The 17225-nt window shown below is 37.6% G+C and carries 14 protein-coding genes and 1 pseudogene; 14 read left to right on the forward strand and 1 reads right to left on the reverse strand.

The features are described from left to right. The first annotated feature begins 6 nt into the window (after positions 1 to 6). On the forward strand, positions 7 to 681 hold the full coding sequence (locus NST93_RS02810; RefSeq protein WP_405100984.1) for a YrrS family protein: 675 nt from the start codon (positions 7 to 9) through the stop codon (positions 679 to 681). 23 nt (positions 682 to 704) lie between these two features. Then, entirely contained in the window at positions 705 to 1391 is a 687-nt protein-coding gene (gene mtnN / locus NST93_RS02815) for a 5'-methylthioadenosine/S-adenosylhomocysteine nucleosidase (RefSeq protein WP_405100986.1), read from the forward strand. Between the two features lie 83 nt (positions 1392 to 1474). On the opposite strand, the pseudogene NST93_RS02820 reads toward mtnN, so the two are convergent. Then, positions 1475 to 1858, reverse strand: a pseudogene (locus tag NST93_RS02820) (sigma-70 family RNA polymerase sigma factor); the annotation flags it as partial. 388 nt (positions 1859 to 2246) lie between these two features. Here NST93_RS02820 and NST93_RS02825 point away from each other — a divergent pair. The 12 genes from NST93_RS02825 (at position 2247) to NST93_RS02880 (ending at position 17053) form a co-directional block, all read left to right on the forward strand. Beyond that, on the forward strand, positions 2247 to 2543 hold the full coding sequence (locus tag NST93_RS02825; RefSeq protein ID WP_405100988.1) for a WXG100 family type VII secretion target: 297 nt from the start codon (positions 2247 to 2249) through the stop codon (positions 2541 to 2543). A 296-nt stretch (positions 2544 to 2839) separates the two neighbouring features. Next, the gene (esaA, locus tag NST93_RS02830) at positions 2840 to 6328 is read left to right on the forward strand and encodes a type VII secretion protein EsaA (RefSeq protein WP_405100990.1); all 3489 of its coding nucleotides are present in this window, start codon (positions 2840 to 2842) and stop codon (positions 6326 to 6328) included. Continuing rightward, positions 6303 to 6797: a type VII secretion protein EssA gene (gene essA, locus NST93_RS02835; RefSeq protein WP_405100992.1), complete on the forward strand. Its 495-nt coding sequence runs from the start codon at positions 6303 to 6305 to the stop codon at positions 6795 to 6797. The genes esaA and essA overlap by 26 nt, the downstream gene beginning before the upstream one ends. Positions 6798 to 6808: 11 nt before the next feature. Further along, positions 6809 to 7066 (forward strand): EsaB/YukD family protein, encoded by a 258-nt coding sequence (locus NST93_RS02840; RefSeq protein WP_405100994.1) that lies wholly within the window; start codon positions 6809 to 6811, stop codon positions 7064 to 7066. 181 nt (positions 7067 to 7247) lie between these two features. Next, complete coding sequence (essB, locus tag NST93_RS02845; RefSeq protein ID WP_405100996.1) at positions 7248 to 8525, forward strand: type VII secretion protein EssB; 1278 nt, start codon at positions 7248 to 7250, stop codon at positions 8523 to 8525. A 69-nt stretch (positions 8526 to 8594) separates the two neighbouring features. Then, complete coding sequence (essC, locus tag NST93_RS02850) at positions 8595 to 13076, forward strand: type VII secretion protein EssC (RefSeq protein ID WP_405100998.1); 4482 nt, start codon at positions 8595 to 8597, stop codon at positions 13074 to 13076. An 18-nt stretch (positions 13077 to 13094) separates the two neighbouring features. Further along, entirely contained in the window at positions 13095 to 13433 is a 339-nt protein-coding gene (locus NST93_RS02855) for a chorismate synthase (protein ID WP_405101000.1), read from the forward strand. A gap of 31 nt (positions 13434 to 13464) precedes the next feature. Beyond that, positions 13465 to 13764 carry a WXG100 family type VII secretion target gene (locus NST93_RS02860; protein ID WP_405101002.1) on the forward strand — a complete coding sequence of 100 codons (300 nt, stop codon included), beginning with the start codon at positions 13465 to 13467 and terminating at the stop codon, positions 13762 to 13764. After that, positions 13761 to 14471: a DUF5081 family protein gene (locus tag NST93_RS02865; RefSeq protein ID WP_405101004.1), complete on the forward strand. Its 711-nt coding sequence runs from the start codon at positions 13761 to 13763 to the stop codon at positions 14469 to 14471. The genes NST93_RS02860 and NST93_RS02865 overlap by 4 nt, the downstream gene beginning before the upstream one ends. Next, complete coding sequence (locus NST93_RS02870) at positions 14464 to 14799, forward strand: hypothetical protein (RefSeq protein ID WP_405101006.1); 336 nt, start codon at positions 14464 to 14466, stop codon at positions 14797 to 14799. The genes NST93_RS02865 and NST93_RS02870 overlap by 8 nt, the downstream gene beginning before the upstream one ends. Positions 14800 to 14803: 4 nt before the next feature. Continuing rightward, a complete protein-coding gene (locus NST93_RS02875; protein ID WP_405101008.1) occupies positions 14804 to 16780 on the forward strand; it encodes a hypothetical protein in 1977 nt (658 codons plus the stop codon). Positions 16781 to 16792: 12 nt separating this feature from the next. After that, a complete protein-coding gene (locus NST93_RS02880; protein ID WP_405101010.1) occupies positions 16793 to 17053 on the forward strand; it encodes a hypothetical protein in 261 nt (86 codons plus the stop codon). The last annotated feature ends 172 nt before the right edge of the window (positions 17054 to 17225 follow it).

A 17225-nucleotide genomic window follows, 5' to 3' on the forward strand; every position in this document is an offset into this window, starting at 1 on the left:
CCATGTATGGATCAGAATTCAAGATTGGATAAATATGAGAAGCGCCGTAAAAATACAAAGTTTATTACGTATTTTGCGATGGCTGCTGCCGTACTCGCACTCTTTTTAATTGGCACCTGGATATTTGGTGGTGGTGATGAAGAGAAGACTGCCGATAGTCAAACTCAAAACACAAATGAAGATGATGGTTATTTTTTAGAGATAGAAGAGGACGATGAAACGGACGATGAATCTGTTGTAAATAATAATGATGAAGAAAATCCGGATGGTAATCCAGACGAAAATACAACTGATTCAGAACAAGCGAATAATGAAGATGAAGAAACATCAGAAACTGATATGGAAGAAACAAACCCTTCTGATGATAATGTAAAGGAAGCATTTACAGGAAATTGGCCGCCTAGCGGAACAGAACAAACTGGTCCGCATACAACAGTTTATAGCAATGGTTCACAGGATAGAATTGAAATCAAACGAGCAGTATCTGATGCTACTGGCATTGCTTCGGATGATTTGATTGAATGGTGGGTAGAAAATGGCGGCGACCAAAAGGTAATCGCGACTGTCTCTGATAAAGCAGAAACCGAAACATTTAGAGTATACTTATCATGGATTGATAATGAAGGCTGGCAGCCTACAAAAATTGAAACATTGCTCAAGAACGATAAAAAAAAGAATTAGGATAATTTAATGGGGGTTCATAAATGATTGGAATTATTGGTGCGATGGATGAGGAAATAGCTCTTCTATTAAAAAATATGGATAACACAGAAGAAATAGCAGCAGCAAATTGTCGGTTTATTCGCGGGACAATTAAGGGGAAGGAAGTTGTTCTCTTAAAATCGGGAATCGGTAAGGTAAATGCGGCAATGGGGACTACCATTATGTTTGAAAGATTTGCTCCAGATCTTATTATTAATACGGGCTCTGCAGGCGGTTATTCAGAAAAACTTGAAGTTGGAGATATTATTATTTCAAGTGAAGTTGTTCATCATGATGTTGATGTAACTGCATTTGATTATAGTTATGGACAAGTTCCAGGTCTTCCGCCAACCTATGTTGCAGATGAAAAGTTAGTGAAAGCAGCTCAATCTGCAGTTGACGGTCTTGGGATTAATTTTGAGGTTGGTCTTATTGCAACTGGTGACTCCTTCATGGAAGAAGCAACAAAAGTTAAAACAGCCAGAGAGAGATTCCCGAACATGATAGCAGCAGAGATGGAAGCAGCGGCAATTGCTCAGGTTTGCCATCAATACAGTACACCATTTGTTGTCATTCGGGCTTTATCAGATATTGCAGGCAAAGCCTCTTCCGTTTCATTTGACGCATTTTTGGAAAAGGCAGCCAAACATGCAGCACAATTAATTATTAAAGTAGTACAAGATTTATAAGGTGCAAGCAGGGTAATCTTTTTTAACCTAAACGATGGGCATTCGAGCAAGCTTTTGGCGGATGCCTTATTTTTTTTGAAGAACTAAAAATCTTTTTGTTGCTTCGCTCGTTCCTTGCGATAATACTCATGAAATACTTTCATTAATGCACGCTTTTCAATACGGGATACATAACTTCGAGAAATATTTAATTTTTTTGCTATCTCACGCTGTGTCATTTCATCCTTTTCGTGTAACCCATAGCGGTAAATAATAACCTCTTTTTCCCGGTTATCTAATACACTGAAAAATTCCTGCATCTTATCAATTTCCATATTCAATTGAACAAATTCAATAATATTTTCGTTCTCAGCTTCCAGGATATCAATCAGGCTAATCTCATTGCCTTCTTTATCCTGCCCAATGGGATCATGAAGAGATACGTCTTTCTTTACCTTCTTTAATGCTCGAAGGTGCATAAGGATCTCAATTGTTATGACTGGAGGGTACATATTAAATCGTTGGTAAATCGAGCTAAATAGGATTATGTTTCCTGAAGATTCATTCAAATGTTTGGACTATGAACATCATATCTTTTTTATGATGCAGATTTATCTGTTCGACCACAATAAATTTGTACAAGAGATTTATAGAAAAGAGAAACGGGAAAAGCAGTGAAGCTGATTTTTTAAAACATCTTAGGAGATTGCTACTAAAGGTGTCTTGGTACTTTGGAATGGTTTTTTCAAAAAAGCCGATAATTGATTGACAGGATAAAATTGGAATACTATTCTATCTTATGAGAAGGTAAAAAAGGTAAAATATTGTAGGTACTAATTTTGCCTGATTAAAACTTATAAAAGGGAGATGGAAATGATGGCAGGACAAATTCGTATGTCGCCGGAACAGTTACAATCAAAGGCGAAGCGTTATGGTCAAAGCTCACAGCAAATTGACCAGATTCTAAGAGATTTATCTAATTTGCAAGAGGAACTACGTGGTGAATGGGAAGGTCGTGCATTTGAGCGTTTCGATGATCAGTTCAGAGAATTGAAACCAAAAGTACAAGACTTTTCACAGTTAATGATGGAAATCGAAATGCAATTGACAAAAACTGCAGAAGCAGTGGCTCAACAAGACCAAGCATTATCTCAAAACTTTGGGCTTAGATAATTATTTTATTAAACGAGCTGCACGACGGATGTTGTGTGGCTCAAATCATCTATAAGCATATTATTTGGATGAGCTGGAAATAAAAAAGCGAAAGCTTAATAATAAAACAGAGCAAATGGCTCTAAGCCAGCAAAGTGTGATTCAAGAAATCAAAATAGAAAAAATAGAATACAAACTTAATCGTAATCGATTTTATAGCTGTTTTTGGCGAATATTACTTACATAATAAAGTCAGAGAAATTACGCCATGCACTTTTAAATGATATTAATTTACATTGCTCTCAGGAGTTGAAAAAATGAAAAAACTGGATAAGCGTTGGCTATTCTTTCTTGTATTAATTCTAGTACTTGCTGCTGGTTTGCCTTATCTATCATTATATCAGGAAGCTAGCACAACCAAGGTTGAGGAAAGTACAGATGGACAGGTTATGTCAATAGCGCTGGTAAATGAAGATGAAGGGGCTACTTTCAATGACGAGAAATTAACGTTTGGTGAGTCATTTGTCAGAGGCTTGGATAATAATAATGATCATAATTGGTTTGTCGTCAGTCGGGGTGTGGCTGAAAGCGGATTGAACCGAAATACATATGATATGATGATCGTCATCCCGAATGACTTTTCACAAAAAGCATTATCTATTGACTCTGAATCACCTGAACAGGTTGTTCTCAATTATAGAATTAATGCGTCAGATGATGAATATGTTAGAGCTGAAGCGGAGCGAACCGCGAGTACAATATTAAATGATTTTAATCGCCGGATTATAGATGTGTATTTTGCAAGTATAATAGGAAATCTGCAGGATGCACAAGACAATATCTCAGGAATCATAGATAAGCAAGCGCAGCACACCTCTACGTATAATAATAGCATTAATAATCCACTTTCAAATTATACAAATCAATTTGGCATGATTAAGGATAATGCGCAAGTATCGAGAGATAGCTTCAGCGGGTTGGAAGAAATTCTGTCAGACTTTGAAGGACGATTAGCAGAGGGTGTTGATCTAAATAAAGGGTATTTATCTGAATTAGATAATTATTCCTCGGTCAAAGATGCGAATACTTCGGAGTTATTGCGTTTTAATGAATCACTGCTGCAATTCAATCACTTGTTGAATCATCCAAATACAGAACAAAATTTTGAACAATTGCGAAGAACGAATGATTGGATTAATTATCAGTTTGATGTCAGGCTCGAAAATGAAAAGAATATTGCCTTGCAAACTGCCTTGCTGTCTTCACGTTTAAACGATTCCCTAGAGAAAGTGACTGCCACAAATAACTTGGTGGAAAATAGATTAGCCGGATTAGAGACAGAAGTAGAAGGTAAAATATCAGAAATATTTAAAGGGATTTGGAAAGAACAAGAAGAATTCCTAGTAGACTTATTTCGGGCTCAAGATGAAAACGTAAGAGAAACGATTTATAAGGAAATATCCAATCTGCCATCAATGAGTGAGGAAGATTTTGAAGATGTTGGGTTACCAAATGATACAGTAAAAGAAATTAAAAATGTTATTGCTGTAGCTGGCGTCTTTCAGGATGAACAGAATAATCCAAATTATAGTAATAAAGAAGGGTTTCTTCCAGAATATCTAAAAAATCTAAAGACGCACTTGTATGAAAATGGTGTAACTGTAACAGATACAGTCTGGATTCCAGCAAATGAGAAAGATGGACAGAAATTTAAACTTCATATACCTGAAGAATATGTATTAACAGAGTTGAAATTGCAATATCCAGGTCAAGGCCCCGAGGATTATACGGATCGATATCTGGAAAATAATAAATTATTGCTTAAACCAAATGAAAAAGGGAAATTCAGCATTCAAGTTTCATTAAAGCTGGCTGATAAGAATGCGAAGATTGATGTATTTGAACCAGTGAAATTGGGCTGGGAGTTAAAACATACGTACATTGAAAAAGAAGAGATTGATCTACCGAACGAAGGAGGTTCTGATCCAGGGAATGAAAACAACCCTGTGGAACCTGATCCTGGTTCGGATGATGACACAGATAACAAAGAAGAAGCCGATTCAGATGCTGATAACGAGGCAGATTCTGAAACAGGGGATAACATCGAATCTGCAGAAACAGTTGAATCTCATGATGAAAACACCGAGAATACAGTAGCAGTTGACCCTGATGCTGATACAGATAGTGAGCCGGAATCTGAAGATATCCCAGGTAATGAGGGTGAACCAGAAGAAGACAAGGAACCTGAAGTCATTCCAGAAGATGGGGGTGACACGGAACCGGGAGTAAAGATAGAAAAGCTAAAAATCTTTAATAATCGGATCAGTCATCAAATTATCGAGCCAGTACACAAAATGGATGATGCTACAACAGGTTTAATAAATATGGTTACACAAACTGTTAACCCGTATCAAAAGCTATATTCCACATTTGATAAGTATCTGGGAACTGAAGTAATGCAATTGGATACAAACAGGTTAAAAAGAATCATAGGAAGAGATAACTTTGAGTTAAAGAGATTAGCTGCTGATGACTCTTTATACAAATTCTTTAATGATCCAGATATAAACGATTTGATTACCGGTTCTATGGTCAGAAAAGTGGTAGAGAGTATTTACGAACATATAAATAAGCCGCTAGTCTTATTGCAAAATCGTATTCATGATCATCAAACAGGAATAGATACTACTAGAAACGAGTCTGAAATACTTGTTGAGAGAGTTATCGCTACTGCAGAACAAGCAAAAGTTCTAAACGATAATCTCGGTGAGGCGCTGGAACAAGTGAATAATTGGCGCGAGCAAAGTATCGAACTGCTTGAAGCACATGGAATAATCGAACAAAACGATGGTGAAGAACAGACAGCAATTATGACGCTTAACAGCGACTTCCAATCTCTGCTGACAGAGAGTCAATCTATTACCGATCAAGCGCAAGGTACGATAAACAGTGCGGATACTGTCTATGAAACCTTGGATACAATTGATAGCCAGGCAGATGATATTGAAGACAGCGGTGTAAATCTGGTTACCCAGGCTGACGAGTTATCTACAGAGATGACGGAAAAATTGTTTACAGATCAGGAATTCGCTGATAACTTTGCTGGAGTGCTAGCAAACAGCAGGATAGGAGAAAGACAAAATGAAAACTTGTACAGTTTTTTATCCAATCCTGTACAAACGAGTAATGAAGGGGTAATTACATCTGGAAATAGCTTTACTCCTTATTTTCTAGTACTTACGATTTTCATTGTAGTCCTATTCACTGCATATGCAATATCCACATTGCAGCAAAAAAGGGAAGAAGCAGATCAGTTTGCTGAAGATAAATCACTGATGGGTGTAAATATGCCAATTACAATTATTACTGCAGGTGTTGGCGCTCTAGAAGGAATAATGATTGGTATTATTTCCAGTATGCTGCTTAGCATCAGTGATGCAAGAATGGTACTTTGGATTTTAATTATCACTGGGCTAATGATTGGTATGATGCTCGCAGCAACGTATCTGCTCAGACAGCTAAAAATGCTTGGTATGTTCATATTGATGCTCGTAATGAGCATGTATCTCTTTTTAACAAATGCCTTTGGTGGGGGAATCGCTGGTTTAGGATTCTTAAGAGACTATTCGCCGCTGCAATATGTAGAAAGGCTATTAACACAAGCGGTACAGGGTGAGCCAAACTACTTTATTGCACTGCTTATCATTGTCGGATTAATTCTCCTTGGTGCATTAGGGAATTTACTCGTTGTTACCAAAGATAAAAAAGGGGACCTGGAAGATGAAGGTTCAAAAAAAGCTAGTTAAATTTACTGTGTTGCTTTACATCAGCCTGCTGGTACTGGTTTTACTTCCAGTATCGGCAGCCGCTGATGAAGGGAAGAGCGGTAGTTTGCAAATGAAAACGGACCGAATCATAAAAGGCCAAAATGAAAATACAGATCTTAGGCAAACCGAGCTTGAAAGAATCTTTCCGACACTATTTACGGACGAAACAAAAGATGCTGTGGCAGAAAAAGATCTTGAAAATGAAAAAACAATGAAAAAATTGGAAGAATCGATATTTTTCATGGATGGAGACAAAACTTCTACTGTGCAAAACGTGAAAGAAGCCTTGTTTTCCGAAGAATATGCCGCTGGTTCCGCTGGTAATCAAGTACAAGAAGAGTCACCTTCCAGCAGTGGTTTAAGTAAAATACTGATAGTCGTATTTGCTGGAATAGGAATTCTATTGTTTGGCGGTCTCTACTTAGCAATGCGGTCTGTGTTAGATTAGGAGAATGAAAAATGAATAAGCTTACACATATCAATGTTACTGTTGATTTCAGTAAACGAATCAGCACAGAGGGACAATACGATTTACGTATCCCGATCCAATTAAATGTGAAGCAGCTGCTGCCTTATCTTATGGACACTCTAAACTTGGATTACAACATAAATTCAAAAAGTGTGATAAAGGTTTTAAATAAAAACCTGCTTATTGCAGATGATGACAACCTTGCTGATTTTCCGATAACAGACGGTGATATACTTTTTATTTTGTAATAACTTTGCTTTGGAAATCTGTAACTTAAGATAAGCACATAACTTATCCATCAGCAGGGTTTCTTATCTGCTGATGGAGATTCACTTATGCAGCTAAGAAAGACAACATCTTCTTAGCTGCATACGTGAGTCTTTTGCCATAATAATGAAGATTTACTTTATAACGAAGGGGTCAACAGTCATGCAGGAAAAAATAGTAGAAATCGAAGATGTAACACTTGATTTAAAAAAAGATAAAAATACGTGGCATCTAAACATGCCGAAGTCTCAAACAAGAATTAAGGATATCAGGCAAATGAATCTATTGCAAGAGCCTTCCGATTATTTTGCGCCACTTCAAATCGATGAAAATGAGGATATGCTTGTATTTCATCTAACCGTAGAAGATAGCTATAAAAACTGGGAGGATATTCTCAAATTAAATACGAGTGAAAAACTTCGCTTGTTATGCAATGTTACAAAACTGGAACGTTTTCTTACTACGAGAATTACCTTCTCACTTCACCCAGAAACACTTCTATTTGATGAAAATTTGATGCCAGTTATTACTTACAGAGGGTTAAGAAATTTAGTTCCTCCCTTTGAATTGGATGAATCTGCATTTTTAAAACAGCTAAAATGCTATATCATTGCATTATTTTCAACAAAATACGATTATGAGCAACTTTACAACGGATCACTAAAGAATGCTGAAGAAACAGAATTCCAGCGTCAAGTACGTGATATGGAGAAGTTAAGCCAATTAAAAGATTTTCTTCTTGAAAGTTATCAGAAAGAACAAAAGAAAACAGAAAAAACCATGTCATTGGTGTCGTTAAGAAAATATCGCACGTTTAAACAGCTTTCCATTATTATGATTGTTGTATCCATTTTACTCGCTGCACCATTAGCCTACTATGGATTTGTAAAGAGCCCGCATCAAGATAATGTGATTGAAGCACATGGTCAATATCTGTCTTCGGATTATGGAGAAGTTATATCTATACTGCGTAGTGAAAATCCGGAAAACCTTCCGTTTCGAACGCAATATGTACTCGCCAATTCGTATATTAATGTAGAGCAATTATCTGAAAGAGAAAAAGAAGTTATCCTAAGAAATGTCAGTCTTAGAAGTGACACGGACTACTTGCTTTACTGGATTTATAATGGACGCGGAGAGTTTGAGGAATCCATGGAAAAGGCAAAATACATAGATGATGCACAATTAATTATGTATGGATTGATCAAGCAAATAGAAGAGGCGAAAAATAATCCGGAATTGTCTGGTACTGAACGTGATGAAACGGTGAACGAGCTGCAGGATGAACTGAAGAAATACCAGGACGATTATGAACTGATTGAAGAAGAGGCCGCAGAGCCAGATGAAGAAAATGATGAAGTAGATGCAAACTCGGATTCTCAAGAAGAAAACAGCGATGAAAAAGAAGAAAATAAGGAAAGCGAAAAAGACAAAAAATAAACGCAATGCATATTGCTGGAAAACAAACTTGAATTATAAACGGCTGTACGTGTGGAAAGGAAGAAAAAGATGGCGCAGAAATCACTCATGATAACTTATAATAATCAATTGCATAAATGCCATTTAATAGAGAATGAACCAAGAGATATAAAAATTGGAAAGGAATGGTCTCATCACATTACATTTCCAGATTTAGAACAGATGTTCATGCTCAACTGGGATGGAACTGTCTGTGAATTTGAAGGCAAGCAGATGCAGGAATATTGGCAAGAGTCTATTTCAGGGAAACCACTGGAGTTTTACCTGCTTCCCGATAAGAATAGGCAAATCTATGATACTACAGGAATACAATCGGTTACCATTGGAAACGATGCATACGCGGATATTACTATAGCTGGGATTAAAGCCGATTTTGTATTGATAAAACAAACGGGTAATCATGGTTATACAATGGATGTACAAGAGGGAGAAGTATATCATAACTTTACCCGAGTGAACGACCATGTAAACATAAATTTTGGTGATCACTTATTTGTAGACGGTGCAGAATTCATTGTCGGTGAAAAAGAAATTCAATTAACGGTTTCAAATAATGAAGTCACTTCAAAACTCGTAACCCTGATTGAAGTCGATCATCCTTACCAGGGAGATTATCCAAACTATCATCGTTCACCAAGAATTATTTACAGAGAACCAGAAGAAAAAAAGGAAATAGCGAAACCAGCGAATAAGCCGTCCAAACCGAGCGAACAGCTGGCACGTACGATTGTTCCACCGCTTATCTTGATTGTGGCGCTTGTACTCATTTCACTTGTACAGCCGAGAGGAATTTATATTCTAGTGATGCTTGCGGTAACAGTAACAACAATCATATTTTCCATTACATCTTATGTGAAAAGTGTACGTAAATATAAACAGGATATGACGGAGAGAGAAGCAGCTTATAAAGCCTATCTGCAACGAAAAACAAAAGAACTCTACCAAGCTAGTGAAGAACAAAGGCATGCATTGCACTACCATTATCCCAATGTAAAGGAAATCCGGGATATGGCTGTTGGTGTGGAGGCAAGATTGTATGAAAAGACGATGTTTCATCATGATTTTCTAAACTTTCGAGCTGGCCTTGGAAAGGTAGATTCCAGCTTTGATATTGATTTTAATGAAGAGGAATTTACACAGGAAAAGGATGAATTAGTGGATCAAGCACGTGAATTGCTTTCTCAGTATGATGAAATAGAAGATGTGCCTGTAGTGACTTCACTAATGAAAGGGCCAGTCGGCTATATTGGCCACCGAAATCTGGTTTTGGAACAACTCCAATTGCTCGTCATGCAGCTTTCTATCTTTCATAGTTACCATGATTTGCAATTTATTACGATTTTCCCGGAAGAAGAGAAAGAAACATGGGATTGGATGCGCTGGCTTCCTCATGCAAGTATTAGAGACGTGAATGTTCGCGGTTTTGTTTATCATGATCGCTCAAGAGACCAGGTATTAAACACATTATATCAAATTCTCAAAGAGCGAAAACTTATCCTTGATGATAAAGAGAACAATGAAAAGGCATATTTTACGCCACATTATGTTGTATTAATAACCGATGAGAAAATAATTTTGGACCATACGATTATGGAGTTCTTCAATGAAGACCCAACTGAATATGGTGTATCGCTTGTTTTTGTTCAGGACGTCATGCATGCGCTGCCTGAGCATGTAAAGACAGTAATCGATATTCGGGATGCAAAAGACGGGAATATTATTCTGGAAGAAGCAGAGCTTGTGAATAAACGTTTCACCCTTGATCATTTTCCTCAAAGGTTTAACAAAGAAGAAATATCTCGTGCGCTTGCTCCAATTAACCATCTACAAAGTCTTAAAAACTCGATTCCAGAAAGTGTAACTTTCTTGGAGATGTATGGCGTTGAGAGAGTGGAAGAATTAGCGATTGGACAACGCTGGGTGAAAAATGAGACGTATAAAAGTCTTGCAGTTCCATTGGGATTACGCGGGAAAGAAGATGTTGTCCAATTGAATCTGCACGAAAAGGCACATGGCCCTCATGGTCTTGTTGCAGGTACAACAGGTTCTGGTAAGTCAGAAATTATTCAATCTTATATTATCTCTTTAGGAGTAAATTTCCATCCGCATGAGGTAGCTTTCCTGTTAATTGACTATAAAGGCGGGGGCATGGCAAATCTATTTAAAAACATGCCACATCTTGTTGGAACGATTACGAACCTGGATGCTGCTCAGTCAATGCGAGCACTTGCTTCTATAAAAGCAGAATTACAAAAGCGCCAAAGACTATTCGGAGAGCATGAGGTCAACCATATCAACCAGTACCAAAAGCTCTACAAGCAGGGTAAAGCGAAAGAAGCTATGCCGCATCTCTTCTTGATTTCAGATGAATTTGCTGAGCTGAAATCAGAACAGCCGGACTTCATGAAAGAACTCGTATCAACTGCACGAATTGGCCGTTCTTTAGGAATCCATTTAATTTTGGCAACTCAAAAACCAAGTGGTGTTGTGGATGACCAAATTTGGTCCAACTCCAAATTCAAGCTTGCACTAAAAGTGCAAAATGAAGGAGATTCAAACGAAATCCTGAAAACGCCAGATGCAGCTGAGATAACATTGCCAGGCCGTGCATATTTACAGGTTGGAAATAATGAAATATATGAGCTTTTCCAAAGTGCTTTCAGTGGTGCCGACTATGTACCAGACAAAGAAGATCATGAATATATTGACACGACGATTTATGCGATTAACGACCTTGGACAATATGATATTTTAACAGAAGACTTAAGTGGATTAGAAAATAAAGATGAAATTGAAAAAGTTCCTACAGAGTTAGACGCAGTAATTGATCATATTGCAGAATTTGCAAAGAGTCAGGAAATCGAACAACTGCCGAGACCGTGGCTGCCTCCACTTCCTGAGCGTATTTTTGCTGATAACTTGCATGCACTTGATTATCAAGTGGAATGGACACAGCCGAAGAAACCGCTGAAAGTAACCATTGGACTCTTGGATCAGCCAGAATTGCAATCACAATCTCCATTGGAATTGGATTTATCAAAAGATGGACATATAGCTGTCTTCTCCAGTCCAGGGTACGGGAAATCAACCTTCCTGCAAACCGTTGTGATGGATCTCGTGCGACAGCATAATCCAGAACATTTACATGTATATCTGCTGGATTTCGGGACAAATGGACTCTTGCCATTGAAAAACTTCCCGCATGTAGCAGATACGATTCAGCTGGATGATGTGGAAAAAGTCGGCAAATTGGTGCGTATTTTGACGAATGTAATCAAGGAGCGTAAACAGAAGCTAAGTAAATTTGGTGTTGCGAATCTCGATATGTACGAACGAGCGAGTGGTGATTTGCTTCCTAATATCTTCATCGTCATCGATAATTTTGATTCTGTTCGTGATGCAGACTTCGCTGAAGAATTTGAGAAGCTGATTACACAAATTGCAAGAGAAGGTTCAAGTGTAGGGCTTTATTTGGCAATCAGTGCAGGAAGACAGAGTGCAATGAAAATGCCGCTGCTTTCCAATATTAAAACACAAATGCCACTCTATTTAATTGAAAGAACAGAAGCCCGATCCATTGTCGGAAAAACAGATATTGAGATTGAAGAGATTCCGGGGCGAGGACTCGTGAAGCTAGAAGATCCAGCACTATTCCAGACAATGCTGCCAATTGAAGGCGCAGAATCACTTGAAATCATTGATAATATCCAGGCACTTGCTGAGGAAATGAATGGGGCTTGGCAAGGTGAGCGGCCGGAGGAGATACCGATTGTTCCTGAAGAAATCACATTACCCGAATTTATGGGAATCACTAAAACAAAAGACATTCTATCTGAGGGTGGTATTCCATTTGCAGTCGACTTCGAATACGTTAAACCTGTAGAAATGGATGTAATAAAAGATAAGAATACACTTGTAATGGGGGAAGTAGGAGATTCTGTCGAAGAGACGTTCAAGTCATTAATTCAAATCATTGCTGCTAATGCGCATGTTGATGTTGGCTTAATAGATAACCAATCTATAAGTTTCAAAAATTATAAAGATAATGCAGATATTTATGCTAATGATGCAACAGATTTAGAAGATATTATTGCAAAGCTTCAAAGCTTATATGAAGCAAGAGGAGATGCCTTCCAAGAAGCACAAAGTAATTCTGCCGATTTAAATGAGGAGATTCGCCCAATGATTGTAATGGTGACAGATATCTCTTACGTTATTGAAACGGTTTCGATGAATGCAGAAACTACTCTCGCAAAATTAATTGAGAATGGACCGCGAATGGGTATTTATTTTGTCATCGGTGGTGTTATTAGTTCTATTGAACGACTCTATGACGATATAACTCAAGCTGTTAAAAAACAGAAAAACGGTGTATTGCTTGGCAGAATTTCAGACCAGAATTTATTCGAAGTTCCCAACAGGCCTTTCAGAGAGAAAAACTTATTACCTTATGAAGCTTACTATATACAGCAGGGCCTATCAGAAAAAATTAAAATTGTATCACCATCCTAATAAAAAGGAGGAAGTGAAATGGGATTTGGTTGGTTTAGATCAGATACGGAGAAAAAAAGAGATGACTATCTTAAGCTATACGAAAAGCTGCAGAAAGCTGTGACCGAACATGACAAGAAAGTCAATGATGCGGCGAGTGCTTTTTATAGCTACAAAAATGCTTCCCCATATCTATCAAGTAATAAAATACCATCTAATCATTTTAGCCCTAAACTGTCAGAATTAGAGGAAACTTTACAAAGGTATTATAAATATGAAATGAACAAGAGAAGTGAACTCATAGCGGCGAAATCAAAAGCATATGAACGATATGCACATTATAAAAATCTTGCTATAAAAGAAGCGGAGAAGGATTAAGTGACCGAATAAATGATGGGAGTGATAATAAATGAGTGAAGTTAAAATCAATAATTACCGTTTAGGTGAAGCGAAAGCAGCGGCAAAATCTTTGGAAAGCTCGATTAAAAACAGTTACAAGCAATGCGAAGAATTAATATCATACACTCATTCAGCAACGTGGAGCGGGAAGGCGAGAGATTCATTTTTAACGTATTTGGAAATAATTTACCAGTACCATAAAGATTTAAAAGAGGCTTCCTCCTTGCAAACAAAGGCTTTAAATAATTTAGAGGGTTACTTCAACGATTTTAATAATGATGGTTCAGTTAGGAAAGTGAGAAACTTATGAAAAATGAAAAGTTGTCTACATTCTCTGTACCTGAGCTCTATTTATTGACAGCTGCATTTGGAGGAGAAGTTCTTTTTGGACTGCCAGAAAAGGAAATCTATCAGTTGAAAGGTGAGACAGTTTTTGAAGAAGCTCATCATCAACTAATAGAAAAAGAAATCCTGACACCCGATGGGAAAATTACCAAAGCAGGAGCAATTATCATTCAAGCAATTGAATATTATCATCAAAGTAAAAAATATGTACGGATTAATAATTTAATGTTCGCTTTTAGTGAACATAGTGATGATGAGTTAATCCTTCTTATGGAAGTGAAAGAGGAAGAAAAATATAAAATATTTGTAGTTTCTAAAGCAATCGTACTTAAAGTACTTGGTGATAAGTTCCCTGTAATCCTGCGTGAGCCTGAAGAAGGGGAAAAGAACTTTTTAAAAAAGGAATTAACAAATAAGGAAAGACGTGAGGTGGAGCAATTTGAACCTGGAGATTCTTTTATCAATTTAGAATTCTTCCATTTAAATGCATCGCCTCAAAAAGCTGAAAATCAAACATTTTATCAACAATGGTTCGTTTTTGAAAGAACTGATCAATTAATTATGGTAGATACTGTTCAACGTAAGTATTATCATGCAAGTCAGTATTGGTTTGTAAAAACTTTGTTTGATGAAATGGAATTCCCTTATAAGGAGGCGAAGCAGGATGTCTAAACCCGCAAAATTAGCAGCTAATGGAAGCGGAGCAACGATTAATGTTCGCGCAGACGAACTCACATCGATCTTCACTAAATTGGAAGCAATTATTACTGAACTGGAAAGCAATGCGGTTCCTAACATCTCAAAACTCGGAGAACTTAATTATTATGAGGCAGGCAAAGCGAAGGAAGCCATGGAAGTATATGCAGATGCAAACAAAAAAATGCTCGACCTCTACGATAATTATATGCGGGCTTCGACTCTCGTTATCGATACTCTAAACGCTATGATAGAAGCTGACCAGGCAATTGCAGAACAAATTATAGCGAAGCTGGAGGTTTGATACGATGGATGTAAAATACATCCCCGCAGACTGGAATCAAATGAAATCCAGTATAGGTGAATTAATTGGTAAGGGTGTTTATGGCAAAGGGATGATCGATGACCTGAAGGATGTCACGCGCAATTTAGAGGGTGCCGAATCAGATATTGCCCGTTATGACAGTGATGGTGTTGTGCGCTTCAGCCATATTGACCGGGAATCGACTTATCAGGAAATATTTGAAGACTTTGAAGTCATGCGTGACTTCACAGGGAAAGTTGGAGATATCGTAGATCGCACTATCGACCAACCTTTCTATGAAGATATCGATGCGTTCGTATCAGCGATGCAGCAAGCAACCATATCGAAATACACAACCAAGAATCGAATCGGCTTAACCGATGAAGTGACGTATTATGCTCAAGGGATGAATTACACTACGCGCGAGCCTAAGTCAGAGGTAAGCCTGGATGATTTACTGAGTGGAGATAACTTTTATGCAACGCAAATGAACATCGAATATGACATGTGGAAAGCAGAAAATCCTGATCAGGATTTTTCCCAGGAAGAGTATCGTATGGCTGCGGTGAATATGAATGCATTTGAGTATAATTCGATTGAGGACCAGCAGCTGAATAAGGAATTTTGGGTGAGTATAGCAGCAGTGGTTGTGATTGTAGGAGCAACGGTTATATGTCCTCCCGCGGGGTTAGCTCTAGGTGCAGCGTATGGAACATTAGAGTTAGGTTCTGCTATATCTGGGAAAGACTGGTTTACTCGCAGGGAACTCGGGACAGGGGAGCGATGGATGCGTGGGCTTTTAAGTCCATTGGACATTGTTCCAGGAGTCGCAGGAATAAAGAAATTTGGTACCGGTGTCCGCCTAAGCAATCAGGTCGTGGATTTGGGCCAGATGGCAGTAAAACCTGGTTTAAAATCTACAATAAAAAGAGAAATCGTTCATGTAGGCGATATGATGAATACGGCTGGTAAAATGACTGTGCAACGTGTGAAAAGTGCTGGAACAGCAATAAAGGATGCCGCGCATGTAGCGAAAAATAAACTAGCAAAAGATATACAGGATATAGGAAGAGTGGCAGACTCAGCGATTACCTCAGCGAAAAATATTACATCAACCCGTAAGGTGGTAGAAGCGGGAGATATAGGTAAAGTACATATACCTGCGGAGAATACACATTTCTTAGAGAATAAGGCCAAGCAGATGTTTAGTAAGGCTGAGGATGTTGGTGGCGCGACAACTAAAGTGACCTCCGAACTCAAATTTGAAAATGTTGGTGAATATTTCAATCATATTAATGATATTGGGAAAAGAACTGATTTAACTGCAGAGCAAAAATTAGAAAGAATTCATGAAGCGTACAGAGCATTAGGGGGCGCTAAAGGTGATGTTACAGTTGTAGCTGACAAAAAGTATTTAACATCTGAAGCATTCGGATCTAATGGAAGACCTTTAGTAGATTGGCCAGAAAAGATGGGATTTGCGGAAGATTCAATACAAGCAATTAGCAGAAAAAATCCATTACCAGAACAATGGGATAGAATTGGTGGTATAGGTGGGGAGAACTTTACAACCTTGCCAGACAATGCAGTACCATTTACTTATAATGAACGAGCAATCCCTTACTTAGAAAATCCATCAGCGAGACATGTGGGTACTTTTGATAATAATTCATATTTTGATGCTATTGATGCGATTAAAGGAGACAATCTAGAAGATTTAAATAAAATTGCAACAGCGAATGGGAAAAAACCAGTCTCAAGCGCTGATTTTCTAGATATGAAAGCCGATTATAATGATTTCCAGAAAAGAATCGAAGATATGATTGGAAATATAGATTCAACATATGGTTTAAAGGGGAGTGCCGCCCCATGGAAAAACAGTATGACAGGTGAGAAATTGATGGACGGAGGAGCAGAACAGATTGTAACTCCAATAATCGCTGAAAAATTAGAGATGATTGGAGTAATACCAAAATATTAAGGAGTACAAAGTATGAGAAAACAGGAATTTCTAGATAGACTAAAGAAGGAAAAGTTGAATATGGGCGAGTACATTTTAGTACTAGATAGTATAACTAATGAGTCACTTGTAATAGGATGTGCTTTCGATCAAGGTATGTGGAAAGTATATAAGACGAGAGAGAGAGGCGGCCATTATATTATTCTAGAAACTCAGGATGAACATGAAGCATTTAATCTGTTATATGAATTGATATTAAGTAGGCATAATCGTCTGAAAGAAAATCATAGTTAGTGGAAGATGCTATTTGATATAACATAATTACAATACTAGGAGTTTTAGAAGTTGTGGGATAAAGTAAATTAAGTGTAAGGTGGAATATTCTAAACGTGAATTTCCTAAGTGCTTTTAACATGGCTGTGTAAATATGAAAGCATACGAATAATTGAATAGTAGAACTACCGCA

Origin of the sequence: Oceanobacillus sp. FSL H7-0719 (assembly GCF_045040795.1) — a bacterium.
In the GTDB taxonomy this organism is placed as follows: domain Bacteria; phylum Bacillota; class Bacilli; order Bacillales; family Amphibacillaceae; genus Oceanobacillus.